Below are 24,605 nucleotides of genomic sequence, written 5' to 3' on the forward strand. Positions count from 1 at the left end.
CGGGATGGATCTCGATACTTTGCTTACTTACGAATGGGGAATTATGGCACCAGAGTTCGTCATCCTCGGTGTTGCAACCCTTCTTTCATTAATAGACTTATTTATGGGGCAAAATAAAAGTCGTAAGCCACTCGCGTGGTTAGGCATTGCTGGGATTGTCGTTGCTATTATCTTTTTAGTAGGATCATTTGATAAAGACGTGACATCCATTTTATATGATACGTATCGACTTGACTCTTTCGGTAAAGCATTTAAGCTATTATTGCTAGTAGGTGCTGGCTTAGTGTTATTGCTTTCTATGAGCTATCAGCCAAAAGATAAGCTAGAATACCGTGGTGAATTCTATTATTTATTTTTAACTGCACTACTAGGCGCTATGATTATGACTTCAAGTGGAGATATGATTACACTATTTGTCGGCCTTGAATTACTTTCTATTTCATCATATATATTAGCTGGATTGCGCAAAAAGAATCAGCTATCAAATGAATCAGCGATGAAATATGTAGTAAATGGTGGAATTGCCACAGCACTAACGTTGTTTGGAATGAGTTATATTTATGGATTAACAGGTACTACAAATGTAATTGAAATTGCATACCAGCTTTCAACAATTTACGATACGAACTTGCAATACATGTTATCATTGGCATTTTTAATTATGTTCGTTGGCTTAGCGTTTAAACTAGCAGCTGCACCTTTTCATATGTGGGCACCAGATGTCTATCAAGGGGCACCTACACCAGTAACTGCGTTTTTAAGTGTAGTATCAAAAACAGCTGGCTTTGTAATTATTATGCGTCTGTTCTTATCCATCTTTCCACGAACACCAGCAGGAGGAACAAGTGGGAATTGGATGTTTTTCGAAATGCAAGATTACATTGCATTCTTAGCAGGAGCATCAATGATTATTGGTAATACCATTGCGTTAAAACAAAGAAATGTTAAACGTATGCTTGCCTACTCTAGTATCGCTCATGCTGGGTACGTATTAGTAGCTTTTGTCACACTCTCACCATTTATGATTGACACTATTTGGTTTTACTTAGCTGCGTATTTACTAATGAATTTAGGCGCATTTGCAGTATTACAACTAATCACTGATAAATCAGGTTCTGAGGATATAAGCCAATTTGCTGGTCTATATAAACGCTCACCAATTTTAGCAGTGACGATGACCATCTTTATATTATCGCTTGCAGGTATTCCTGGAACAGCAGGATTTATTGGGAAGCTAAATATATTTATAAGCGCATTTGCTTCTGTTCCTAGCCATTACGTACTCGCATCGATTTTAATCGTGACGACTGTCATATCTTATTTCTATTACTTCGGCATATTGACGCAAATGTTCTTTCGTCCTGCGCCATCGCAAGGTACATTTAACATCTCATTTGGTGTCATAGCTGTTATCGTCATTTGTGCAATTGGTACAATTCTTCTAGGGTTACTGCCTGGCATTGCATTCGACTTTTTATACGATACTTTTAACTATTTTAATGATTTTGTACGCTAGTTGAGGCCGAGAAGGACAAAGTTTTACTGCTCTAGGAATGAGATATTGAAAGCAAGGTGGAGAGAAAGTAAACCGGTCGAAACGTCCATTGGTCATTTGAATTCACAAACATAGGGGTTTATTGATAAGATAGAAGGAGAGGTGGACAATGCTACCTCTCCTTTTTGTGGGAAGGCTCAGTGGTTCTAATTGAAAGATGCTATGAACGGAGCAGCTTTTCAAGTAAAGAAGATCAATAGCAAACTACCTGAAAAACGATGGGAGGTATATAATTATGACAAATTATGGTATAGATGCGCTTGTTAGCATCCTATCACATTTGATATTTATTACAATTACATGGTGGGCACTACAATCGCTAAATTTTGAAAAGCTTTTTAAAAAAAATCGTGTATTTCAAGCTCGAACATTATTTATTTTAATCACAATTGCACTCGGTTCAACCATTAGTAACTTCTTTTTAGACTACCTTTTCTGGTCGAAACAAATTACAACGTTATTTAGCTAAATTTGTGCTAAAACTGCCTAGAGTGAACTTTGCATAGTATCACGTATGACTTGGATAGTAAAACGCCAAGATTGGATAGTAAAGTGCTTAGTTTGGATAGTAAAACATCAAGATTGGATAGTAAACGCGAAGTTCGGATAGTAAAGCCCCAAAAACGGATAGTAAAGCCCCAAGTTTGGCTAGTAAACGCGAAGTCCGGCTAGTAAAGCCCCAAGTTCGGATAGTAAAACCCCAAATGCGGACAAGTACAGCTTCTATTGTTGCTAAGATAATGAAAAGAATGTAAGAAAATTAAAGGAGAACGAGTAAAAGGTGGAGAATTCTTCAAAAAAATAATGTGAGGTGATAGAATGATCAAAAAAGAAAGGCAAATCCCACCTAAGATAGAAAAATTAGAGGCTTTATTAAGACGGTTGCCACCTACACACTCCAAAAAAGAGATGCTTAGTGAAGAATTAGCAAAAGCGTATGCTGGCTTTCGAGGAGAGAAGTCGCTTGATTATTTTTTTGACTTTCTCCCAAGTGAAAAGTATTTCATACTACATGATTTAAGATTTCCCGATGGTGAAAACCGTTATTTTCAGCTAGATACACTCATCATATCAGCATGTTTTATTCTCATTATTGAAGTGAAGAACATCTCTGGCACACTCACATTCGACCGAACCTTTCACCAGCTGATTCGAGAATTAGATGGAAACGAAGAGGCATTTCCGGACCCCTTTTTACAAGCTAGTAGGCAAGAAAGTCAACTGAAAAATTTGCTAACGAAGTATAAATATCCATCTATACCAGTTATATCACTCATCGTCATAAGCAAGCCTTCAACAATTATAAAAACCACTTCCAACTTTAAGGAAACCTCTCAAAAAGTGATCCACGCTGCATCACTCCCAGCTAAACTAAACGATCTAGCTTCCGTATATAAAAAAGAAATATTAACTAAGAGGGACCTTAACAAAATAATCCAACTGCTCGTAAAACAACATTCTCCAACATATCCGGATGTGTTACAAAAATTTCACATTCAGCCTTCTGAGATCATTACAGGAGTTCATTGTCCAATATGTTCTACCCTTCCGTTACATCGACAACGAGGTGCTTGGAGTTGTCCCGTATGTAAATCGAATATTGAAAATGCTCATGTTTATGCTTTAAAAGATTTATATCTCCTCTTTAGCCCAATCATTTCTAACAAACAATTACGTGAATTTCTTCAGCTACCTTCCATATCCATTGCCACAAAAATATTGGTATCCCTAAACCTACAACATTCTGGGAATTATAAAAACAGACAATACGAACTTTCACTCTCGAAGCTAAATGAAATAATAAAGGCTCATTCCGCAAAGTTATGACTAAGCTGCTATCTGGTTAATACTTAACAGTCATATTAGTAACCCATTTGCATAGTAACGTATTTCCTTCATTTCCTTCACTTATTTTCTTGTCTAAAGATGACGAGTTTTTCCAAGTATGAACTGCGTTGATGTGGCAACAATGAAAATAAGGAGAGGAAGTGGCGAGAGATGAAAAATAAGCTTCATAAAATATGTATGTTATTTATTGTAATGATTTTACTAAGTATTTATGGAAATTCGATGACTAGTGCAAATGAGTCTGTAAATAAACTAGAGGAAATTGCAAATGTATACGAAAATAATCATATTACGATCGAAGAATGGAGCCTCTACAGTAGACAGGCATTAGAAATCAGCGATCAGGTGGAATTCGAACAACGGATAGAGGAGCTTAAGGAGAAGACTGGCAACTTTAATTGGGATATTTCTGAAAGTTCAAATAAATGGGAAGCTGTTGGGACATTTGAGCACTTGGAAAAAAACCAAACAGAAATTGTAAAGCTCATCTCATCATATGACAATGGACATCGGTATTCATACCTATTTTATGAGGTGAAAGGAAATCACACCGATTGGACTAGTGTAAATAGCACAACAAAAAACAGAATAGCTGACATTTTTACTGATGATGTCACAATTTTTACTTGTATCAAGGGCTATTTCAATGATAAGATTGAAGAGGTTTTGTATAAACGAGCGGACAAAATACTACAACAATTTAATGCTAGAGCAATTGAGGCGTTGAACGAAGAGACATTTGTCTCAATTTCTGCATATACTGATGATTGGAAAGATATTATTCCAACAAAAACTGAACCGATCAATATACAAGTAGCCTTGCGTAGTACAGGGTTAGGTGGGAGGACTAACGTTGTAGTTGGAACACCTATCATAACATCTGAATATTAATATTATATAGAAAATGGACGCGGAGGGGAATATACCTTGGAAAAAATCATCGTCCGTGGCGGAAGAAGGTTAAGTGGTACGGTTAAAGTAGAAGGTGCAAAAAATGCCGTTTTACCTGTAATCGCTGCATCTTTATTAGCGAGTGAAGGAAAAAGTATAATAAGTGATGTACCTGAGCTCTCCGATGTATACACGGTAAATGAAGTGTTACGTTATTTAAATGCTGACGTAACATTTAACAATAATCAAATTATAGTTGATGCATCTAGAGAGTTAACGATAGAAGCACCGTTTGAATATGTTCGAAAGATGAGGGCTTCTGTATTAGTAATGGGATCATTATTAGCGAGGAATGGTCAAGCAAAAATTGCTTTACCAGGTGGATGTGCAATTGGCTCAAGACCAATTGATCAACATTTAAAAGGCTTCGAAGCCATGGGAGCAACTGTTAAAGTTGGTAATGGATATATTGATGCAAAGGTAGATGGAAAACTACAAGGTGCAAAAATATACCTAGATTTCCCTAGTGTAGGTGCTACTGAAAATATTTTGATGGCAGCTACATTAGCTGAAGGAACAACGATTATCGAGAATTGTGCAAAAGAACCAGAAATTGTCGATTTAGCAAACTTTTTAAATAAAATGGGTGCAAAAGTGCGTGGTGCTGGAACTGGTACGATACGTATCGAAGGCGTAAAAACCTTATATGGAACAACACATCAAGTGATTCCAGATAGAATTGAAGCGGGTACTTTTATGGTAGCAGCTGCAATTACTGGCGGTGATGTATACGTACAAGGAGCAGTACCGGAACATTTAAGCTCATTAATAGCAAAGATGGAAGAAATGGGCGTAACGATTACTGAGGAGCATGATGGCATACGAGTAATTGGTCCTCAAAAGTTAAAAGCTGTAGATCTAAAAACGATGCCTCATCCTGGATTTCCAACAGATATGCAGTCACAGATGATGTCATTACTGTTATGTGCAGAAGGCACTAGCATGATCACTGAAACTGTTTTTGAAAACCGTTTTATGCACGTTGAAGAATTTCGTCGAATGAATGGTAATATTAAGATTGAAGGACGTTCAGTCATTATTAACGGTCGTTCTGATTTACAAGGTGCAGAAGTAGCTGCTACAGATCTCCGTGCAGCAGCAGCTCTTATTTTAGCTGGATTAGCTGCTAAAGGGCATACAAGGGTTACTGAGCTAAAGCACTTGGATCGTGGATATGTGAGCTTTCATGAGAAATTAACAGGCCTTGGAGCTGATATTGAACGCGTAACGGTTCAAAGAGATCAATTAATACCTTTTGATCAGCATGTAACAGATGTGAATGCTTAAAGGACCATCCTTTCAACGGCTATGAATGTAACAATAAGTATATAATTAAATAATTTTAAAATAAAAAGCAACCGTTGAGGTTGCTTTTGTATTTTTGGGAGATAAAGTACTAGGTTTTCTTATCATAAAAGGTTGTCCACCTCCATAAGCATATATAGAAGTGTGGTTTTAAAGATCTTAGGACTACACAAAAAATCTTTTTGGAGGCTTGAAGCGATGAAACAAGTAAAACCACTCGTTATACTAATTTCTGTACTATTTGCCATGATTATTGTAATCCCCTCATTGTTAGTTTTCCCTTTCTCAGCCAAGGAAGGTGGAAAGCTCATTGAAGAATCGAAGTTGGAACCTTCTCCCACCTTAACTACGAACACATTAAATTCCGAAGTGGAAGTGGCTGTCTATCGTAGTCAAGCTAAAACGATCGAGCATGTCCCTCTTGAAGAATACGTCGTTGGAGTCCTAGCATCAGAAATGCCTGCAGATTTTGAGCTAGAGGCATTAAAAGCACAAAGTTTAAGTGCCAGAACTTATATTGTTAAAAAGATGATAGGTGGGCAAGCAGTCGGCGTACCAGAGGGTGCCGATGTTACAGATATGGTACTTCATCAAGTATATAAAAACAAAGATGAGTTGAAGGAATTGTGGGGGATTGATTATGAACGGAAGATGGAAAAATTTCAAGAGGCTGTACGTTCAACTGCCGGTCAAATATTAACTTATGATAGTACCCCAATAGAAGCATCCTTTTTCTCAACGAGTAATGGGTTTACAGAAAACTCGGAGGATTATTGGGAAAATCCGTTCCCCTATTTAACAAGTGTAGCAAGTCCTTGGGATGAGACTTCCCCAAAATTTCATAATCAAGTAACGATGACGGTGGCTGAGTTTGAACAGAAACTTAACATAAAATTACCGAGCGATGGTACAGTAGGAAAGATTATTGCAAGAACACCTGGTAAACGTGTTGACACTGTAGAAATAAGCGGTAAAACCTTTAAAGGGAGAGAGGTTCGTGATCAATTAGGGTTATCTTCATCAGATTTTACATGGGTACGTAAAAATGATCAAATTGTCATCTCAACAAAAGGTTATGGACATGGTGTTGGTATGAGTCAGTATGGCGCAAACGGAATGGCTGAAGAAGGAAAAACATATCAAGAAATTCTTACACACTACTACAAAGGTGCGCAAATTAGTGATGCAACTCCTTATTTAACGAACTTTATCGTGAAGAATTAATTATTTGATCCTGAGTAAAATTAATAAAAATCAGTTAAGAAAGCTCTCTTTCATTGTAATAAGAAAAAAATTAGCCCAATTTAGGGCTTTTTTTAATTATTATGGATAATTTTTTACATGATGGGGATATTAAATCAAAAAAATATAAAAAGATTGTATAAAAATATGAAAATGTGTTCAAAATGGTTGCTGAGGTGATGAATTCATGAGAGAAGAAAAGAAATTCTCAAAAATGAAACGATTTTTTAAACGTCGTTGGGTTCTTCCAGCAATTTATATTGCTAGTGCAGCAATCATTCTAACAGCTATCCTTTGGTATCAAAACAGCAAAAATGTTGCAGATTCTGATCAATATGATCTTGATAATGTATCATTGCAATCCGATTACTTTGTGGATGATGATTCTGTACCAGTAACACAATCGCTTGAAAGTTTTATGTATCCAGTGACAAATGTTGAAGAAATGGAAATTCAAAAGCAATTTTATGATGCCGATGCATCTGACGCAGATCAAGAAGCAGCGCTGTTGTACTATGACAATCAATATATTCCAAACAAAGGTATTGATATTGTAACGAAGGATAATAGTGTCTTTGATGTAGTTGCTTCTGCTAGTGGAACTGTTACAAGAACGAGCGTTGATTCAACCCTTGGGAATGTTGTAGAGATTGATCATGGAAATGGGATCGTAACTGTATATCAATCACTTGCTGATATCCAAGTCCAAGAAAATGATATGGTGGAACAAGGGCAAGTTATTGCACAGTCTGGTAGAAGTCTCTTAAATAGTGAGGCAGAAAATCACGTGCATTTTGAAATACGTAAAAATGACGAAGCGATCAATCCAATTAATTTATTTGGAAGTCCTATCACTTCTTTGTTAGATGAAGATGAAAATATGGATCTAGAGGCTTCTGAAGGAAAGAAAGAAGAAACATTGCCTGAAGAAGAGCAGAAAGAAGCTGAAGAAGAAGTAGAGGAAGAAGAAGAGGAAGCACCAGCTGAAGAAAAAGAAAAAGAAGAGGAAGCTCCTGCTGAAGAAGAAAAGCCAGGAGATGAAAAAGAAGATAAAGATTCATAATTATCTGCTTTAGTATAAAGTGAATAGCTTGATACAATTATGACCATTCTCATTAGAGAGTGGCTTTTTGTTTGTTGTCAATTTACTGGTGGTTTTAGGTGACCATTATTTTAGCTAAAAGCTCCTTTCGTAACTTTGTTGCTATTGTTAGTCGTTGTACAGAAGAAAAGATGCCTCGAACGATAGCTATATTCTTATTTAGCTCTAACTACAAAATGCAACAATTAACACGACAACAACCTAACAAAAAAATTCCTCGAACGTTAGGTGTTTCGTGTTTATATCTATGTGCAAAAAAACAATCAATGTGAAGACATCCATTGCTTTGTAACAATTTATACCTTTATGGAAAATAATCTTGTATGAACATACAAAAATACATTTGTTTACATCGTCAAATAAGTTATTTCCTGTTTGCAGTATAGCGGATCTTTTGTCGGAAATTTAGTTTCAAAAAGGATCATGGTTGTAATTTGAACAAAAAATTAACAAATCCCTTGTCCCTCTTGACTTTTATGGAATATATAATCATCCAAGCTAATAAAATGTTACAAACCTGATAAAAGAGAGTGTTTGAGGTGAGGGGCTTGGGTTTTATGATAACGATATAATTTATTTCATTTATACAACAACTTATTACTGCCGTAACAAATTAGAGCATTTTAATCGTTGGAAAGAAAACGAGTCTCCTTTGACACTTCTCACATCCAATTTAGGGAGGGCGAGTGGTGTGCACGATTACATCAAAGAGCGTACTATCAAGATTGGTAAGTATATCGTGGAGACGAGAAAAACCGTTCGTGTAATAGCGAAAGAATTTGGCGTTTCCAAAAGTACTGTTCATAAGGATTTAACAGAAAGATTACCTGAGATTAATGCAGAACTTGCAAATGAAGTGAAGGAAATATTAGATTACCATAAATCAATACGTCATCTACGTGGTGGAGAAGCAACAAAATTAAAATATAAGAAAGAGGGTGAACGAGAAGAAGAGACTGTCCGATAAAAAGAAAGAGGATGAATCATGAATTGGGTAGAGCTCGGTTTTATAGCCTATATGTTAAATAACAATGATTAATAAATCCTGAATATAATATGAAATCACACTCAATTGAGGCATCCTCTTTTCATATATTTGATCTAACTCTTAAAATTCGACTATTTTTTTACATCATTGCCTTCTAGGCGTAAATTTGTGATAAAATATAAAATTAGAGAAAGTATCGGGAATTTTGCAAGGAGGCTTATAATAATGTTTGCTAGAGATATCGGAATTGACTTAGGTACAGCGAATGTGCTCATTCACGTAAAAGGAAAAGGAATTGTTTTGAACGAACCATCCGTTGTTGCCATTGACCGTCATTTAGAAAAAGTGTTAGCAGTTGGTGAAGAAGCAAGACGTATGGTTGGTCGAACACCTGGAAATATTTCAGCCATTCGCCCACTAAAAGATGGAGTCATTGCGAATTTTGAAATCACCGAAGCAATGCTTAAGCATTTTATTAATAAACTAGATGTAAAAGGTTTTCTTTCTAAGCCACGCATACTTATATGCTGTCCGACGAATATTACATCGGTCGAGCAAAAGGCGATAAGAGAAGCGGCGATGAAAAGCGGCGGAAAAAAAGTTATTTTAGAGGAAGAGCCGAAAATAGCAGCAATTGGTGCTGGTATGGATATCTTTCAACCGAGTGGAAATATGGTCGTTGATATTGGTGGTGGTACAACTGATGTTGCTGTTTTATCAATGGGAGATATCGTTACATCTTCTTCGTTAAAAATGGCAGGGGACAAGCTTGATATGGAAATTCTTCAATACATAAAACGAGAATATAAGTTATTAATTGGTGAGCGTACAGCAGAGGACATTAAGATTCAAGTAGCAACAGTATTTCCTGGGGCACGTAATGAGGAAATAGATATTCGTGGACGTGATATGGTATCTGGATTACCTCGAACAATTACGGTCAGATCAGAAGAAATTGAAAAGGCATTGCATGAATCTGTAGCACTTATCGTCCAAGCTTCAAAAAGCGTACTAGAACGAACACCACCAGAATTATCTGCAGATATCATTGATCGCGGAGTCATTTTAACTGGCGGAGGAGCCTTATTACATGGCATCGATCAGCTATTGTCTGATGAGCTGAGGGTTCCTGTACTTATTGCAGAAAATCCAATGGAATGTGTGGCAATTGGTACTGGTATTATGCTTGAGAATTTGGACAAGCTTCCAGTACGTAATTACGGCTAAGCTGCTACTAATTGTTGTTTTACGCACAAAAAATTAAACAAGTTCACAAATAGAATTCATGGCATCTTTTTTTATATCATACGATGACAAACGCATAAATCACTTGTTGTGTTTAGTAGTAGCAAAATTTACGAAAAGAGCAGCGCATGGATAACAGATATATAGATTTAAGGATGAGGTGATAACAATGTTACGTGGATTTTACACAGCAGCATCAGGGATGATATCACAGCAGAGAAAAGCGGATATGTTAACAAATAATATGGCAAATGCAAATACACCAGGTTATAAAGCAGAACAAGGGTCCTTACGAGCATTTCCAGAAATGCTATTGCAGCAACTAGGTACGAATTCTATTCCAGGACAAGAGTTGAAGAACCTTCCTTTTGCAAAACCAATTGGTGAACTTAATACAGGTGTATATTTACAGGAAACTAGACCAAACTTCACTCAAGGTGACTTGAGAGAAACGGGATTACATACTGACTTAGCGTTACTTGATGTATTTGTACCAACTAATGAAAATACAAATAATCAAGGTGGACTATTTTTTACGGTACAAAGCGCAAATGGTGACACTTTGTACACTAGGAATGGTAATTTTACGATAGATGGCCAAGGGAATTTAACAACTAGTAGTGGTTATTATGTCCTTGATGAAGATAACGCACCGATAAATGTGGGCAGTGGTCAATTTACAGTTAGCAGCGATGGAACAGTGTTAGAAAACAATGAGGCTATTGCTCGAATAAATATCGCTTATGCAGCTGACACGAATAGCCTTATTAAAGATGAGACCGGTATGCTAAGAACAGAAGATAACCAGCCTTTGCCAAATGTGAATACAAACGAAGATATTGTATTTAATATTGAGCAGGGTTTTATAGAAGGGTCAAATGTTGACACAGCACAAACAATGACAGAATTAATGACTTCCTACCGTGCGTTTGAAGCAAATCAAAAAATATTACAAGCATATGATAAAAGTATGGATAAAGCAGTAAATGAAATTGGAAGGCTACGATAGAAATAAATTAAGACCGGTAGTTCAATTGAGCATACACTCTTATTATTGCTGATTATTGGGAGGGAATATGTAATGAATAGGTCAATTTTGACAGCCGCAAATACGATGAGTCAGTTACAACACAAACTTGACACAATTGGGAATAATCTTGCCAATGTAGATACAGTCGGCTATAAACGTCGTCAAGCAAGCTTTACCGAGCTGTTGTATCAGAATTATAATAATCAACCAAGAGAGGAACAAGAGGTTGGTCGTTTAACTCCTAATGGTATTAGGATAGGGACTGGATCGAAATTAGGTCAAACGAATATGATCATAGCTCAAGGAAGTCTAAAAGAAACAAACCGCCCGCTTGATATTGCTTTTACTGAGGAAGGACAATTTCTTCGTGTAGCTGTAGAAAATAATGGCGAGCAAGCTGTTCATTATACAAGAAATGGTGCACTCTATCTTTCACCTCTTGAAGAAGGATCTGATGAATTGATACTAGTAACGAGTGACGGATATCCTGTGCTTGATAACTCTGGTAACACGATTAATATTGAAAATGATTACCAAGACATATCAATCGATGAAAATGGTACAATAAACTTAATAAATAGTGATGGGGAAAAAGTAGAAGGCAATAACCTTTCTATTGTTAAAATACATCGACCACAACTACTACAGTCTGTCGGTGGAAATTTACTTGGATTACCGAATCTAGAACAGCTTAACTTAGATGAAGAAGAAGTTTTAACATTATTAACTGACGATCTTCAGCAACAAATTAGACTACAGAATGGTACATTAGAACAGTCCAACGTTGACGTATCAACTGAAATGACGGAAATGCTTGCAACGCAAAGGACGTATCAATTTAATGCAAAATCGATTTCTATCGCTGATCAAATGATGGGCCTCGTAAATGGAATTCGATAATAAAGATTGTTCAAAAAATCAGGGAAATACGGCTAAATAATTTTGAATAAGATACGCTAGTCCTGTGAATATTACAGAATGTTTCAGCAGGAGGTAGAAATATAAATCTATGCTAGACATTGCTTTCTGATTTATTCTATGGAGTAATTTCCAATGAACAAGGCAACGATGATGTTTATTTAGCATGTTATGCAGTTTTGATATTATTCCCCCTTCCTTTTTGAACACGCATCAATATTCTAAAGGAGCAAAGATCATTGACAACGAATGCAAATCAGTCTGAAACAAAGACGCGATCTCAATTGAGACAAGAACGACACGAACAAAAACAACAAGGGGAAGAGCATACGAGTAAAAGAAAACTGAAAGCTCGTGTTCGCTTAATTCCCATTTGGTTAAAATTAATGATTGTTGCTGTGCTACTTGTTCTCAGTCTGTTATTAGGTGCCATTGTTGGTTATGGTGTCATTGGAAATGGAGACCCATCTGATGCATTGAAAAAATCTACGTGGCAGCACATTTTTAATTTAGTTGAAAAAGATACAAAGTAAGAAGGAGATTACCGAATGATGTTAGATGTAACAGCAATTAAAGATATTATACCCCATCGTTATCCATTCTTATTAGTTGATAAGATCCTAGAAATAGAAGAAGGCAAACGAGCTGTAGGTATAAAGAATGTCACAGCAAATGAAGAATTTTTTAATGGACATTTTCCTGATTTTCCGGTTATGCCTGGTGTTTTAATTGTAGAAGCACTTGCACAGGTCGGTGCAGTCGCTATGCTAAAAAAAGAAGAAAATCGAGGCAGGTTAGCGTTTTTTGGTGGGATTAATAATTGTAGATTTAAAAAACAAGTGAAGCCTGGAGATCAATTGCGTCTAGAGGTAGAAATGATTCGTGTGCGAGGTTCCATAGGGAAGGGAAAGGCTGTAGCTACAGTTGATGGAGAAGTTGCATGTGAAGCAGAAATTATGTTTGCTCTTGGTGAGAAAACCGAGTAAATGTATTCTTTAAAAAAGAATGTTGTAATAACACGATTACCCTAGTGGTAGTCTTTTTTTTGCTTTTTAGGCAAACCTTATTTTACGTACGAATAAATATACATGTATACAATAGGTTTCGCGGCATCTTAGACCTTTTATCAACTTGGGTTACGAGAAGAGCCCTTGGTATGCTAAGTTTTTTAGGATCTTGCTAAACCAACTCTTATACGAATGTCGTTAATAATGCAATGAAGATACAAATGAATATAAAATTACCTAAAAATAACAATTTTTTAATGAAGAATTTTAATCAATTTTGGGAAACATATTCAAAGACAAACCTTTGGATGTCTAAGAGGATTAATAAGGAGTGAGTTTCATGAACAAAAAATGGTCATTAACATTAATGAATTCATTATTATTTGCGTTACTATTTACGGGTTGTAATACGAATCCGGAAAACCCTCCACCACCTGAGACTGAAACACCGATGGAAGAAGAAATGCCTGAAGAAGATTTAAATAATAATACTTATGAGGAAGATATGATGGAAGAAGAGGAAGAAAATCAAGAGGGATAATATACGTATTACTTTTAATGCCCACTTTTGTGGGCTCATTTTCGTTAGACTGTATTCGAATTGATTGTAAGAAATAAATACTTATAAGTAAGCGTTCGTGGCACCTTTCTCATTTGACATGAGGTCAATGGCAAATAAATTTTTATTGCTGTCCGAAAATTAGTCTCAATAGCAACAAAGTTTACGAAAGCTGTTTTCGTTATGATCGTTGTTTTTCGTATTAAGAAGTAAACAAGCATATAACTAGCGTTCGTGGCACCTTTTCTTTTGTCCAACGATGAATGGTACTAATTTGGATAACAATAGAAACGAAAACAGCTTTTTAAGTATATTCTAAATAATCCTCCGAATTCTACCCACTTCGAAATACTTCTTCACAATGTAACAAATTTCCTCAATATTTGTCATTTTGAATAACTATATGGTATTATTAATAATTAGTCAGATTAATTTTGGAGGTACGGATAGTAAATGTTCAAAAATCTTCCACACGGTATAAAAATTAGTATTTCTCGCTCAATATCTGCAGCATTCGAACAGTATATGAACAAAATTGAGTGGAATGAAGAAAAATATGATACCAATGATTTTATTCAGCATTGGAGACACTATGCAGACAAAAATGCATCATGGTTTGATAAAATAGAAGATGAAATTAAAGAAAATCCTTTATTTCATGAACAGCTCGCTGATAAAATTAATGAAACAATTGAGAAGCTTTTATCAGAACAACCAACAAACGATCAAATACAACAAATCGAATCTCTAGTTAATGAACTGCAAATAGAAGATATTGATTATGCGTGTAAATCAGAAGCGAAATACCATATTGACCAATTAACAAAGGCTGTAAAAAAAAACAGCAACGACAAAAATTAACTGAAATCTTGTATTTTCAGGCATTTGAAGAAGAATTACCTGAACAGGCATATAGTCTTGATGATCTCACAAAAATTGGGAAGCAAGCACAGGATAAGCTTAATGCGGCAGAAGAACGAATTGATGAGCTTGATGATATGACACAGGATAAAGACTTTAAATTATACCATTAACAATATAAAGTATCGATGGACAGGTACCATACCCCTATATGGACTGTCCTTATTCAATAGGTACTACCCCACACTTAATCCTGCATCCCTCTTATAAAACTATTTCATTATTAAATTCATACTCTATAAGAACAGACTTAAAGAAGGTAGTATAGTAGGTAGGATTAAAAGTAGTAATATTTAGATAAAAATTCTATCTTTTCATAAATTTGAGATAATTATACTATATAATAAATATTATCTTTTTTTTAGGGGGTTTTTATGTGAGTATTTACTTTTACCTTACAAAGGTGTCGGTATCAGAAGTGCGGAGCGACACAGAGGAAAATGGTTCATTCTACAAAATTCTCATTAATGAAGATCCAGCGATGTATAATCATAAAAATACACATTTGAAGCATTTGGATGATGTCATTACTAGCCAAATTATTTATCACTTCGATGACGTGCAAATACCTTTATCTGCTTTACCAAAACCACACTCGCATTCCACGGCCTTTTATTGTAAAACTAATTCCATCATTGAACTAGACTTTTTATCTAATGATAAAAAACAATTAGTAGTTGCATCGATTTTCCTTGAACATCATAAAATACGCTTATTAACCTATAAGTGGAATAAACGAATGAAAGAGTATATCTTACAACCATTGCATGTAGAAGATAGTTTTATGGAAGTCTCTATTCAAAGGGTATTAAAACGATTTAGTGTTATGAAGGGGAATGTTTTTTCATTTATACTTTTTCCAAATGATAGAAAGAATGAATAGTAGGACACAACGATGTGATAGAGCCGAAATATTGAAAAGGGTCAATCTTACAACTTTGAAAAATTGATTCCATTCACGGTAAATGTAGTACATATATTGTAAGGTCAGACCCTAGGAATACCTCAAATTAATATTATTATGGTTAGCGTGTATGCCACCATGCATGAGACGCATTGTTGTATGGTAAGTTGTAACAAAGTGATAGATAGCATACATGCACGTTTCACCACTTAACGACTATTGTTATTAAGCTGTTGTTTAAATTCTTGTAATAGCTGTTCACCTTGTAAACCTCTTTGGAGTAAGTCAGTTAATAATATTTCGGCACGTTTCGTTCTTCGATTGATCAAGACACCATCCATTAAAACGCTCACACTATCCCCCATGGTTGTAATCTTCTTTACTTTTACAGACATTGTTGCTGGATCATTGTCTTCTTTGGAGATGACCGTTTGAATCGGAATGCTCTTTATTTGACTCTGTTTATGTAGTTCATTGAATAGGTGTAAATAGTCTTGAGCAATTAGAATATCAAGTAACCACCTGTTTTCGCCGTCCTCTTTATTAATGATTAACCCATCAAGTAATGAGATGCCTTGCTTACTAACCTGTATTTCGTCATCATTTAATATAGTGAGGGCAACTAATCTGAAGGTTTTCATGTATACACCTCCCTCATTTAATAAGAAACAACTTCATTTCTTACAGTATATCATAATCAATGAGGGATATTTTTAAAAGAAATAATGACAAACTTTCGTTAATGCGTGTTTTCAATGGAGTGGCTTTTCGTTTTGTAAATGACTTCATCCAGATAATATGAGATACGTGGAAAGTAGATTATGGATGATTTATTCAAACGAGTCGGTCCTTTCATAAACATATTGCGCCCCATTGAAATAATAAGTCCAAAAATCATGTCCTTACTTAAGCTTATATCCTCACAGGTTGAGCTTGTGGCTAATTTTATCAAGCATTGAAGTGAAGATTTCTTAAATCTAGTTTTTTTTCGTAAACTTTGTTGCTTACTTTCACTTACATTTGAGAAATTGGTGTGTACTATATGATTTTTATAATTGCTAGAGAAGAAAAGGTTCCCAGAACTTAGTTGTTTTTCGTATTTATCTTTTATGACTAAAAGCAACTTATAGCTATGAAAGAATAACGCCTAGTTTTGGTCGTTGAGATCTTCAGCTAGGGATGTGAATGGGTAAGGATTCATCTATGCTAGTGAAGCTGTTACATTCATCCACAGTCAAAGAAAGAGTATGTTGCTTTGTAGAACGTGTCAATTAAGCTCATTTCCAGCACCATCATAGCTTTTGCACATTTCCTAGCTAAACATTCCATCATTTCTTCTGTTAACTCGTATCATTCATTGCACTACAATATAATTAGGCCAACCACTGAATCTATTATCCCTCTTTTATGTTGTTTATATGTATAAATTAAAATAGTATGAATGCGTTTAACGTTTTAGTAAGAAGAAAAAATGGGTATAATAAGCAACAAAAAATCATAGTTTATGAAGAAGGTTATTATTTTAAATAAAAAGTATACAGCTTGAATTTAAGTTAGTAGATTGAGGAGGCGATTCTTGAATAATGAAAATAACAGTAGCGGGAGCTGGTTATGTAGGTTTATCAAATGCGATACTATTAGCGCAACATAATGAAGTAATAGCGATAGATATTCATCAGGAGAAGGTAGATTTGATTAACAATAGACAATCTCCTATTGTAGATACAGAGATTGAAGAATTTCTAACAACTAGGGAGTTGAATTTATCAGCAACAACAGATGTATATAAAGCTTATGAGCATGCTGACTATGTTATTATTTCTACACCTACGAACTATGATCCTGACAAGAATTATTTTAATACCAGAACAGTTGAAGCAGTTATAGCGAATGTCCTTGCAGTTAACCCTAAGGCTACAATGATTTTAAAATCAACTGTTCCTGTAGGATATACTACCAGGGTGAAGGAAATGTTTGAGACCGATAATATCATCTTCTCACCAGAATTTTTAAGAGAGGGTAAAGCTCTTCATGATAATTTATATCCTTCAAGAATAATCGTTGGAGAAAAATCTGAAAGAGCAGAAAGGTTTGCAAGCTTATTAGCAGAAGGAGCTGTTAAAAAGGACATCCCTATTTTATATACAAACGCTGCTGAAGCTGAGGCAGTAAAGCTTTTTTCAAATACCTATTTAGCGATGAGAGTTGCCTATTTTAATGAACTAGATACCTATGCTGAAATCAGAGGACTAAATACAAAAGAAATTATTGATGGTGTAGGGCTTGATCCTAGAATCGGCAATCATTATAATAATCCTTCTTTTGGGTATGGTGGATATTGCTTGCCGAAGGATACGAAGCAACTATTAGCGAATTACGAGGATGTACCTAACCATATCATTGGTGCCATTGTAGATTCAAATCGAACGCGAAAAGATCATATAGCCGATCAAATTTTAGCAAAAAAACCTCAAGTTGTTGGAATATATAGGCTGACAATGAAAACAAACTCAGATAATTTTAGAGATTCATCGATTCAAGGAATTATGAAAAGAATTAAAGCGAAAGGAATTGAGGTTGTAGTGTACGAGCCAGCCTTAAACGATGAACTTTTCTTTCACTCAAAAGTTATTAAGGATTTGTCTCAGTTTAAAATGTTATCAGATGTCATTGTTTCAAATAGACTAAGTGCCGAAATTGAAGATGTTAAAGAGAAAGTATACACGAGGGATTTGTATAATACAGACTAGGTAGAATTAGAAGTAAACTGAAAGGGTAGAGCTTACATGGTGAGTGGCCGAAAAAAGCCGAGTTACATCATTTTATGGATTACTGTCATTACATGGATGATACTTATTTTTTATTTATCCTCACAAGTGGAGGAGCAATCTGATCATCTAAGTAAAAACATCACACAAGTTATCATAGAATCAGCAGAAAAGGTCTCACCTCAATCTGAATTTAATTTACATAAAATGAATCGTTTAGTAAGGAAAAATGCGCACTTTATTGCTTACTTAGTATTAGGAATGCTAATTGTATTGGCATTGAGGAACAGTGGATGGTCTAGTTTGAAATCCTCTGGTGTTGCTCTAATGATTTGTGTGTTATTTGCAATATCGGACGAATTTCATCAGCTATTTGTTTCTGGCAGAGGTGCTCAAATGAGGGACGTTATCATCGATAGTGCTGGTGCTATCGTTGGTATTAGTATGACCTTTCTGCCGAAAATTTTTCAGATGAAATAATAAATATGAAACCTCTTAATCTACGTTTGCTGTTGATTGAGAGGTTTTTTTAATAGCTAAGAAGTTTCAGTTACATCTAAGTCAAGCTCCATCACGTTTACCTCTTGATGCCGCTAGCAAGGCATGCCCCTCACTTTTATATACTTGAATAACATTAAAAAGGTCTCTCATTATGCGTTATCTTCACACTAAGAAATAAAGACGAATATAACTAGCGTTCGTGCATATTATTCATAAGTTATTGATATTGATATAAAATCCATTTAAATTATTTGAATTTTATGAAATATTATTAAGTTTTATGAAAAGCACTTTTTGGATTATTTGATTAGCAAAAAATGACATATTGGTAAATGAAGACGCATAGTATTGTTTATCTATAAATTATTGAAAGGGAGTGTGAGTGAGAATATTATGCTAGACAACAGAAGTAGTCATACGTACATAACATGGAAAGCGAGTTAGGTAACTTGAAAGTATTGATTCGTAGATTCATATCGAAATGTAACACAAAGAAAATTGATAATTAGCTGCAATTCATATGAATAAGATGAGGGGGAGCAATAATGGGTACAAAAATTATGGTAACTGGCGGATGTGGTTTTATTGGATCTCATATAGTAGATCAACTACTGGAACAACAGTATGAAGTTGTAGTAGTGGATAATCTCAGCTCTGGTCGTTTAGATAACATTCCTTCAAATAAGGTTGAGTTGTTTGTATGTGATGTTACAAGTGATGAATTCCATGAGGTTGTGCAAAAAACAAAACCAGATTATATCATACATCAAGCAGCACATGTATCAGTTGTCAATTCTACTGTGAATATGATGCACGATGCTGAAGTTAATATTAAGGGTTCTTTAAATGTAATTGAAGCAGCCAAACGGTTTAAAGTACAAAAGATTATTTTTGCATCATCAGCTGCTGTGTACGGTGAAACGCAATACCTACCCATTGATATCTATCATCCTACAAAGCCCCAATCTCCATATGGTTTATCCAAATGGACAACAGAGGAATATTTGAAAATGGCTTCAAAGTATTATGGTGTGAAGTTCAGTATTTTAAGGTATAGCAATGTTTATGGACCACGTCAAAACTATTTGGGTGAGGGTGGAGTAGTAGCCATCTTTGCCAATCAAATGAGTAATCATGAGGAAATTAACATATATGGTGACGGCGAGCAAACGAGAGATTTTATTTATGTTAAGGATGTAGCTGCTGCTAATATTCGAGCCTTGAAGAATGGTGATGGATTAGTCTTAAATGTTTCTTCAACTATGCCAGTAACAATAAACCATTTATTTAAGACAATGACAGCTTTGCTAGATTATAAGCAAGAAGCAAGCTATCAAAATTCTAGAAAAGGAGAACTAGCGAATAGCGTATTATGTAACAAATCTACAGAGGAACAACTAAGTTGGAATTTGTCCTACTCATTTCAAGAAGGTTTAAAAGAAACGATAGATTATTATAAAAACTACTCTTTAGTATAAGGTAGATTTCACAAAGATTGCCTATCACTTCACTAAAAAGATGTTGGTTGGCAATCTCATTCTTATATTTTTCCACCCTTTATGATAGAAACTCTCTTAATTTTTTAATAATGATAAAAACAGTATTAATAAGTAATCAAGTGCATATAATGAATCAAGGTTTGGTTTAAACACATTTCAGTGTTCATTTTCCAACTATAAAAAAGTAGATTTGTATGTTTATAGCATTAGTTAGAGGAGGGATACTTGTTGCCCATAGAGAGTGAGAATAGGAAGTAGGATAAATTGCTAAACAAAACAGGAGGGAAGCAGCGTATTGAAAACAACAAATAACTTTTTCGACACTTATGTTTCTGCTACTTACATAGAAAAAGATAGTTTTAAAATGCAAAAGAATATTATATTTCCAGTAATGAAAAGGTGGGCAGATATACTTCTTTCGCTAATCGGATTGTTAATGACATCTATCATTATTATCGTATTTGCTATTTTGGTAAAACTGGAGACACCAGGACCTGCATTTTTTATTCAAAAAAGAGTGGGTAAAAACGGAAAATACTTTAATTTAATCAAATTGCGATCTATGTGTATAGATGCAGAAAAGAATGGAGCTCAATGGGCCCAAAAAAATGATCCAAGAGTAACGAAGGTTGGAAGTTTTATGCGAAAAACAAGGATTGATGAATTGCCTCAATTTATTAACGTATTAAGAGGTAACATGAGTATTATAGGTCCAAGGCCTGAACGCCCGATGTTTACAGCTCAATTTAATGAAGAAATTCCTGGCTTTATAAATCGCTTATCAGTAAAACCGGGATTAACTGGATGGGCTCAAATTAATGGTGGATATGAGATTACTCCAAATGAGAAACTAAAGCTGGATCTTTATTATATAGAGAATCAATCTATTTTGATGGAGCTGAAGATTATGTTAAAAACAGTTCGCATCGTAATTACAGGAAATGGAGCAAGGTAGTAAAAAAGATTTTAAATATAAGGAGATAAAAAATATGATTTTAGTTACTGGTGCTGCAGGCTTTATTGGCTATCATTTATCACAGTATCTATTAAAAGAAGGACATGAAGTTTTAGGCATAGATAACTTAAATGATTACTATGATGTCACATTAAAAGAAGATAGATTGAAGCTACTTGAGGTAAACAAGAGGTTTACATTTGAGAAGGTAGATTTGAAAGACCAAGGTCAAGTGATGCATATATTCAATAATTACCCAATATCTAAAGTAATTAACTTAGCAGCACAGGCTGGTGTTCGATATAGCTTAGAAAATCCTTTATCTTATATCCACTCAAATGTTCTAGGTTTTACAAATGTATTGGAGGCGTGTAGACATCATGGCATTAAACATCTCATTTACGCATCATCAAGTTCTGTTTATGGTGCTAATAAAAAAATGCCATACGCGGTTCAAGATAATGTAGATCACCCTATAAGTCTTTATGCAGCGACAAAAAAGTCAAATGAATTACTCGCACACACGTATAGTCACTTGTATGGTTTACCAACTACTGGCTTAAGATTTTTTACTGTATACGGCCCAATGGGAAGACCTGATATGGCTTACTTTAAATTTACGAAAGCAATTATTGAAGGGAAACCTATACAAGTATTTAATCATGGAAAGATGAAGAGGGATTTTACTTATATAGATGATATCGTAGAGGGAATTGTAAATTTAATAGATAAGGTTCCACAATCGAATGAAAGTTGGAATAGAGAGCATCCTGTGCCAGATTCAAGCTATGCACCGTATAAAGTATACAATATTGGTAATAATCGACCAGTCGAGTTAATGACCTTTATCGATACGATAGAAAAGGCTGTTGGAAAAAAAGCAATCATCGAATACCTTCCGATGCAACCAGGAGATGTAAAAGAAACGTATGCAGATATAGATTCATTAACAAATGATATCGGCTTTACACCATCAACTAGCATTGAGCAGGGAATAAATCAATTTGTCGATTGGTACAAAAAATACTACACTCCAATAACGAAATAGGGGAAGTTGGTTATATGAATCATAAGCATGTAAAGGTTCTTCATATGTCAACAATTGATTTAACGATAAAAGATATGCTGCTAGATAAGATGGATGAACTAAGAGAGTTAAATTATACCATTGATTTTCTTTCTGATGATACCGGCTTAGTTACAGAAATAGAGGGCAGAGGTTATCGTCACATTACAGTAAGTATGTCTCGCAAAATAAAACCATTAAAGGATCTCATTAGTATTATGAAGATTGTTAAAATCTTGAAAAATGAGAAATATGATATTGTGCACACACATGCAGCTAAAGCAGGTGTCATAGGTCGAATAGCGGCTAAAATAGCTGGAGTAAAAATGATCATTCATACAAGTCATGGCTTACCTTTTTACCAGGGGCAATCTAGCATAAAAAACTTTGTCTATAAAGGTTTAGAGAGAATGGCTAGCTTTTTTAGCCATGCTTACTTTTCTCAAAATAAAGAAGATTTAAATGTTATAAGGAAGATCGTACCAAAAAGAATTATAACAGCATATGAAGGAAATGGTATTCCTTTAAATAAAATTGATAAGCATGAAAAGATAGCGACTTCAAGAAAAGCAGAGCTGCTACAAAACATGGGTATCAACAATAATGAATTTGTATTTTTAATGGGTGCAAGGTTTGAGGGTGTGAAAAATCATCAAATGTTATTGAGGTCAATTGCCAATTTAAAAACCGATCGTTCGTGTAAGTTTCTTCTTGCTGGTACAGGAGATGAATTAGAAAGTATGAAGTTATTGGCTGAGAATCTTCGTATTACAGACAAAGTTTTGTTTTTAGGATATAGAGAAGATATGTATGACTTAATCCAACTATGTGATGCTGTCATTCTAACTTCGGAAAAAGAAGGGATACCGAGAATTTTAATGGAAGCCATGGCGTTCAATAAGCCGGTATTAGCTACAAATGTGCTAGGAACGAAAGAATTAGTTGTGCATAATCAAACGGGTGAATTAGTAGAATTAAATGACATAGAAGGTTTGACAGAAACAATGTCCAAGTGGATTTCAGAGAATTATAGATTAGAGTTAGAACAATTTGCAAAGAACTCGCGAGAAAGAATAATTAGCGAATTTACCGAAGCGAAAGTGGCAGCTAGGCTAGATGTTCTTTATAGAGATTTAATAAGCAAGGAATATGATATTAATGTAATGAATGAGAGGCAGAGGAGCTATTAAACTATTAATAAATCGTGTGATGGAAAACATGCTTCCCACCATGATTTGTTTCTATAGACATAATAGTTACTTATAGTTGATTTCATATGAGGTGAACTTAAGAATGCAAGATGAATTTGTGAGCATTATTATACCAACATATAAAAGAGCTGATTTATTAGAAAGAGCCATTGCGAGTGTGTTAAATCAATCATATACAAATATTGAGGTTATCGTTGTAGACGATAATGATCCTCATACAGAGTATAGAAAAAAAACTGAAAGCATTATGAAAGAATTTATAAATACACCAAATGTTATTTATTTTAAACATGATAGAAACAAAAATGGTGCTTCAGCAAGAAATTCAGGTATAAAACTAGCAAGAGGTCAATATATCGGCTTTTTAGATGATGATGATGAGTTTCATAAGGATAAAGTTTGGTACCAAGTGAAGGAATTACGAAAAACTGACGGAAAGATTGGTGCCGTGTATTGTGACTTTGTAGTGAAGGATAACAATCAAATAATTAGAAAGAATCGGTATAACAAAGAAGGTAATTTACAATTCGATGTATTATGCAACAAATTGAATATTTCAGGCTCTAACTTCCTTTTTAAGAAAAATGCAGTTCAAAACACAGGATTTTATGATGAGAGATTTAACAGACATCAGGATTTAGAGTTTCTAGTAAGGTTTTTTAATGACTATAAGACTAAATATATTAATAAGTCCTTGTTAAGTATTTATAAAGATGACAGGGCTAACATATTGGATACCGCCGCTATGGAAAAAATAAAAAAACAGTTTTTATCTAAATATGAGGGCATTATACAAACTTATCAAAAACGAGGTCATTTAATTTATTTTTATAACTATTTAGAGATTTATAAGCAACATCTTTTGAATAAAGATTTCTTAGCGGCCCTTAAATGCTGGAAAAAGTATAAACTCGGGCTAAGAGTGATACCTAGCTTATTGAATCGACAATTGTATAAGCTGATGGATAAGGTGATGGTAAAACTCTATTTATTAAAGAAGGAGAGGTTATTATAAAAAAATATATTTCCA

At 34.7% G+C, this 24,605-nt stretch carries 26 protein-coding genes; 25 read left to right on the top strand and 1 reads right to left on the bottom strand.

What is annotated here, in order from left to right; all coding sequences use genetic code 11:
• The first annotated feature begins 4 nt into the window (after positions 1-4).
• The 18 genes from nuoN (at position 5) to SLH48_RS09825 (ending at position 15,554) form a co-directional block, all read left to right on the top strand.
• Positions 5-1,516, top strand: coding sequence for an NADH-quinone oxidoreductase subunit NuoN (gene nuoN, locus SLH48_RS09740; RefSeq protein ID WP_320257989.1), 1,512 nt, complete (start codon positions 5-7; stop codon positions 1,514-1,516).
• 274 nt (positions 1,517-1,790) lie between these two features.
• The gene (locus tag SLH48_RS09745) at positions 1,791-2,024 is read left to right on the top strand and encodes a DUF1146 family protein (RefSeq protein ID WP_214480848.1); all 234 of its coding nucleotides are present in this window, start codon (positions 1,791-1,793) and stop codon (positions 2,022-2,024) included.
• A 350-nt stretch (positions 2,025-2,374) separates the two neighbouring features.
• Positions 2,375-3,382: a nuclease-related domain-containing protein gene (locus SLH48_RS09750; protein ID WP_320257990.1), complete on the top strand. Its 1,008-nt coding sequence runs from the start codon at positions 2,375-2,377 to the stop codon at positions 3,380-3,382.
• 171 nt (positions 3,383-3,553) lie between these two features.
• Positions 3,554-4,294, top strand: a complete 741-nt coding sequence (locus tag SLH48_RS09755; protein ID WP_320257991.1) for a YwmB family TATA-box binding protein — start codon at positions 3,554-3,556, stop codon at positions 4,292-4,294.
• A 36-nt stretch (positions 4,295-4,330) separates the two neighbouring features.
• Positions 4,331-5,641, top strand: a complete 1,311-nt coding sequence (murA, locus tag SLH48_RS09760; RefSeq protein WP_214480845.1) for a UDP-N-acetylglucosamine 1-carboxyvinyltransferase — start codon at positions 4,331-4,333, stop codon at positions 5,639-5,641.
• Between the two features lie 216 nt (positions 5,642-5,857).
• The gene (spoIID, locus tag SLH48_RS09765; protein WP_320257992.1) at positions 5,858-6,883 is read left to right on the top strand and encodes a stage II sporulation protein D; all 1,026 of its coding nucleotides are present in this window, start codon (positions 5,858-5,860) and stop codon (positions 6,881-6,883) included.
• Between the two features lie 205 nt (positions 6,884-7,088).
• Positions 7,089-7,964 (top strand): M23 family metallopeptidase, encoded by an 876-nt coding sequence (locus SLH48_RS09770; RefSeq protein ID WP_320257993.1) that lies wholly within the window; start codon positions 7,089-7,091, stop codon positions 7,962-7,964.
• A 98-nt stretch (positions 7,965-8,062) separates the two neighbouring features.
• Positions 8,063-8,275 carry a hypothetical protein gene (locus SLH48_RS09775; RefSeq protein ID WP_320257994.1) on the top strand — a complete coding sequence of 71 codons (213 nt, stop codon included), beginning with the start codon at positions 8,063-8,065 and terminating at the stop codon, positions 8,273-8,275.
• A gap of 419 nt (positions 8,276-8,694) precedes the next feature.
• Positions 8,695-8,970, top strand: a complete 276-nt coding sequence (gene spoIIID / locus SLH48_RS09780) for a sporulation transcriptional regulator SpoIIID (RefSeq protein WP_214480842.1) — start codon at positions 8,695-8,697, stop codon at positions 8,968-8,970.
• Between the two features lie 246 nt (positions 8,971-9,216).
• Positions 9,217-10,218, top strand: a complete 1,002-nt coding sequence (locus SLH48_RS09785) for a rod shape-determining protein (RefSeq protein WP_320257995.1) — start codon at positions 9,217-9,219, stop codon at positions 10,216-10,218.
• A 187-nt stretch (positions 10,219-10,405) separates the two neighbouring features.
• Positions 10,406-11,245 carry a flagellar hook-basal body protein gene (locus tag SLH48_RS09790; protein WP_214480840.1) on the top strand — a complete coding sequence of 280 codons (840 nt, stop codon included), beginning with the start codon at positions 10,406-10,408 and terminating at the stop codon, positions 11,243-11,245.
• 72 nt (positions 11,246-11,317) lie between these two features.
• Entirely contained in the window at positions 11,318-12,166 is an 849-nt protein-coding gene (locus SLH48_RS09795; protein ID WP_214480839.1) for a flagellar hook-basal body protein, read from the top strand.
• A 257-nt stretch (positions 12,167-12,423) separates the two neighbouring features.
• Positions 12,424-12,717: a DNA-directed RNA polymerase subunit beta gene (locus tag SLH48_RS09800; protein ID WP_250886507.1), complete on the top strand. Its 294-nt coding sequence runs from the start codon at positions 12,424-12,426 to the stop codon at positions 12,715-12,717.
• Positions 12,718-12,735: 18 nt separating this feature from the next.
• The gene (fabZ, locus tag SLH48_RS09805; protein WP_214480940.1) at positions 12,736-13,170 is read left to right on the top strand and encodes a 3-hydroxyacyl-ACP dehydratase FabZ; all 435 of its coding nucleotides are present in this window, start codon (positions 12,736-12,738) and stop codon (positions 13,168-13,170) included.
• Positions 13,171-13,531: 361 nt separating this feature from the next.
• Positions 13,532-13,732, top strand: a complete 201-nt coding sequence (locus SLH48_RS09810) for a hypothetical protein (protein ID WP_320257996.1) — start codon at positions 13,532-13,534, stop codon at positions 13,730-13,732.
• A gap of 471 nt (positions 13,733-14,203) precedes the next feature.
• Entirely contained in the window at positions 14,204-14,611 is a 408-nt protein-coding gene (locus SLH48_RS09815; RefSeq protein WP_320207445.1) for a hypothetical protein, read from the top strand.
• Positions 14,612-14,619: 8 nt separating this feature from the next.
• Positions 14,620-14,784: a hypothetical protein gene (locus SLH48_RS09820; RefSeq protein ID WP_320257997.1), complete on the top strand. Its 165-nt coding sequence runs from the start codon at positions 14,620-14,622 to the stop codon at positions 14,782-14,784.
• A gap of 263 nt (positions 14,785-15,047) precedes the next feature.
• Entirely contained in the window at positions 15,048-15,554 is a 507-nt protein-coding gene (locus SLH48_RS09825; protein ID WP_320257998.1) for a hypothetical protein, read from the top strand.
• 230 nt (positions 15,555-15,784) lie between these two features.
• Here SLH48_RS09825 and SLH48_RS09830 read toward each other — a convergent pair whose 3' ends face one another.
• The gene (locus tag SLH48_RS09830) at positions 15,785-16,216 is read right to left on the bottom strand and encodes a YwpF-like family protein (RefSeq protein WP_214480834.1); all 432 of its coding nucleotides are present in this window, start codon (positions 16,214-16,216) and stop codon (positions 15,785-15,787) included.
• A gap of 942 nt (positions 16,217-17,158) precedes the next feature.
• On the opposite strand from SLH48_RS09830, the gene SLH48_RS09835 reads away from it, so the two are divergent.
• The 7 genes from SLH48_RS09835 (at position 17,159) to SLH48_RS09865 (ending at position 24,590) form a co-directional block, all read left to right on the top strand.
• Positions 17,159-18,325, top strand: coding sequence for a nucleotide sugar dehydrogenase (locus SLH48_RS09835; protein ID WP_214480833.1), 1,167 nt, complete (start codon positions 17,159-17,161; stop codon positions 18,323-18,325).
• A gap of 36 nt (positions 18,326-18,361) precedes the next feature.
• On the top strand, positions 18,362-18,823 hold the full coding sequence (locus tag SLH48_RS09840; protein ID WP_320257999.1) for a VanZ family protein: 462 nt from the start codon (positions 18,362-18,364) through the stop codon (positions 18,821-18,823).
• Positions 18,824-19,389: 566 nt separating this feature from the next.
• Complete coding sequence (locus SLH48_RS09845) at positions 19,390-20,322, top strand: NAD-dependent epimerase/dehydratase family protein (RefSeq protein WP_320258000.1); 933 nt, start codon at positions 19,390-19,392, stop codon at positions 20,320-20,322.
• Positions 20,323-20,707: 385 nt separating this feature from the next.
• Positions 20,708-21,298: a sugar transferase gene (locus tag SLH48_RS09850; RefSeq protein WP_320258081.1), complete on the top strand. Its 591-nt coding sequence runs from the start codon at positions 20,708-20,710 to the stop codon at positions 21,296-21,298.
• A gap of 34 nt (positions 21,299-21,332) precedes the next feature.
• Positions 21,333-22,346, top strand: a complete 1,014-nt coding sequence (locus tag SLH48_RS09855; protein WP_320258001.1) for an NAD-dependent epimerase — start codon at positions 21,333-21,335, stop codon at positions 22,344-22,346.
• Between the two features lie 14 nt (positions 22,347-22,360).
• Positions 22,361-23,554 (top strand): glycosyltransferase family 4 protein, encoded by a 1,194-nt coding sequence (locus SLH48_RS09860; RefSeq protein WP_320258002.1) that lies wholly within the window; start codon positions 22,361-22,363, stop codon positions 23,552-23,554.
• 103 nt (positions 23,555-23,657) lie between these two features.
• Positions 23,658-24,590, top strand: coding sequence for a glycosyltransferase family 2 protein (locus SLH48_RS09865; protein ID WP_320258003.1), 933 nt, complete (start codon positions 23,658-23,660; stop codon positions 24,588-24,590).
• Positions 24,591-24,605 lie beyond the last annotated feature (15 nt).

Source organism: Cytobacillus sp. IB215316 (assembly GCF_033963865.1).
Lineage (GTDB): Bacteria > Bacillota > Bacilli > Bacillales > SM2101 > Nanhaiella > Nanhaiella sioensis.

Coding starts and splice junctions, on each gene's coding strand:
- SLH48_RS09795 (WP_214480839.1), top strand. CDS start 11,318: ATGAATAGGTCAATTTTGACAGCCGCAAATACGATGAGTCAGTTACAA.
- fabZ (WP_214480940.1), top strand. CDS start 12,736: ATGTTAGATGTAACAGCAATTAAAGATATTATACCCCATCGTTATCCA.
- SLH48_RS09790 (WP_214480840.1), top strand. CDS start 10,406: ATGTTACGTGGATTTTACACAGCAGCATCAGGGATGATATCACAGCAG.
- SLH48_RS09815 (WP_320207445.1), top strand. CDS start 14,204: ATGTTCAAAAATCTTCCACACGGTATAAAAATTAGTATTTCTCGCTCA.
- SLH48_RS09755 (WP_320257991.1), top strand. CDS start 3,554: ATGAAAAATAAGCTTCATAAAATATGTATGTTATTTATTGTAATGATT.
- SLH48_RS09810 (WP_320257996.1), top strand. CDS start 13,532: ATGAACAAAAAATGGTCATTAACATTAATGAATTCATTATTATTTGCG.
- SLH48_RS09785 (WP_320257995.1), top strand. CDS start 9,217: ATGTTTGCTAGAGATATCGGAATTGACTTAGGTACAGCGAATGTGCTC.
- SLH48_RS09830 (WP_214480834.1), bottom strand. CDS start 16,216: ATGAAAACCTTCAGATTAGTTGCCCTCACTATATTAAATGATGACGAA.
- SLH48_RS09835 (WP_214480833.1), top strand. CDS start 17,159: ATGAAAATAACAGTAGCGGGAGCTGGTTATGTAGGTTTATCAAATGCG.
- SLH48_RS09770 (WP_320257993.1), top strand. CDS start 7,089: ATGAGAGAAGAAAAGAAATTCTCAAAAATGAAACGATTTTTTAAACGT.
- spoIID (WP_320257992.1), top strand. CDS start 5,858: ATGAAACAAGTAAAACCACTCGTTATACTAATTTCTGTACTATTTGCC.
- SLH48_RS09855 (WP_320258001.1), top strand. CDS start 21,333: ATGATTTTAGTTACTGGTGCTGCAGGCTTTATTGGCTATCATTTATCA.
- nuoN (WP_320257989.1), top strand. CDS start 5: ATGGATCTCGATACTTTGCTTACTTACGAATGGGGAATTATGGCACCA.
- SLH48_RS09860 (WP_320258002.1), top strand. CDS start 22,361: ATGAATCATAAGCATGTAAAGGTTCTTCATATGTCAACAATTGATTTA.
- SLH48_RS09850 (WP_320258081.1), top strand. CDS start 20,708: ATGCAAAAGAATATTATATTTCCAGTAATGAAAAGGTGGGCAGATATA.
- SLH48_RS09840 (WP_320257999.1), top strand. CDS start 18,362: ATGGTGAGTGGCCGAAAAAAGCCGAGTTACATCATTTTATGGATTACT.
- SLH48_RS09865 (WP_320258003.1), top strand. CDS start 23,658: ATGCAAGATGAATTTGTGAGCATTATTATACCAACATATAAAAGAGCT.
- SLH48_RS09745 (WP_214480848.1), top strand. CDS start 1,791: ATGACAAATTATGGTATAGATGCGCTTGTTAGCATCCTATCACATTTG.
- SLH48_RS09845 (WP_320258000.1), top strand. CDS start 19,390: ATGGGTACAAAAATTATGGTAACTGGCGGATGTGGTTTTATTGGATCT.
- SLH48_RS09750 (WP_320257990.1), top strand. CDS start 2,375: ATGATCAAAAAAGAAAGGCAAATCCCACCTAAGATAGAAAAATTAGAG.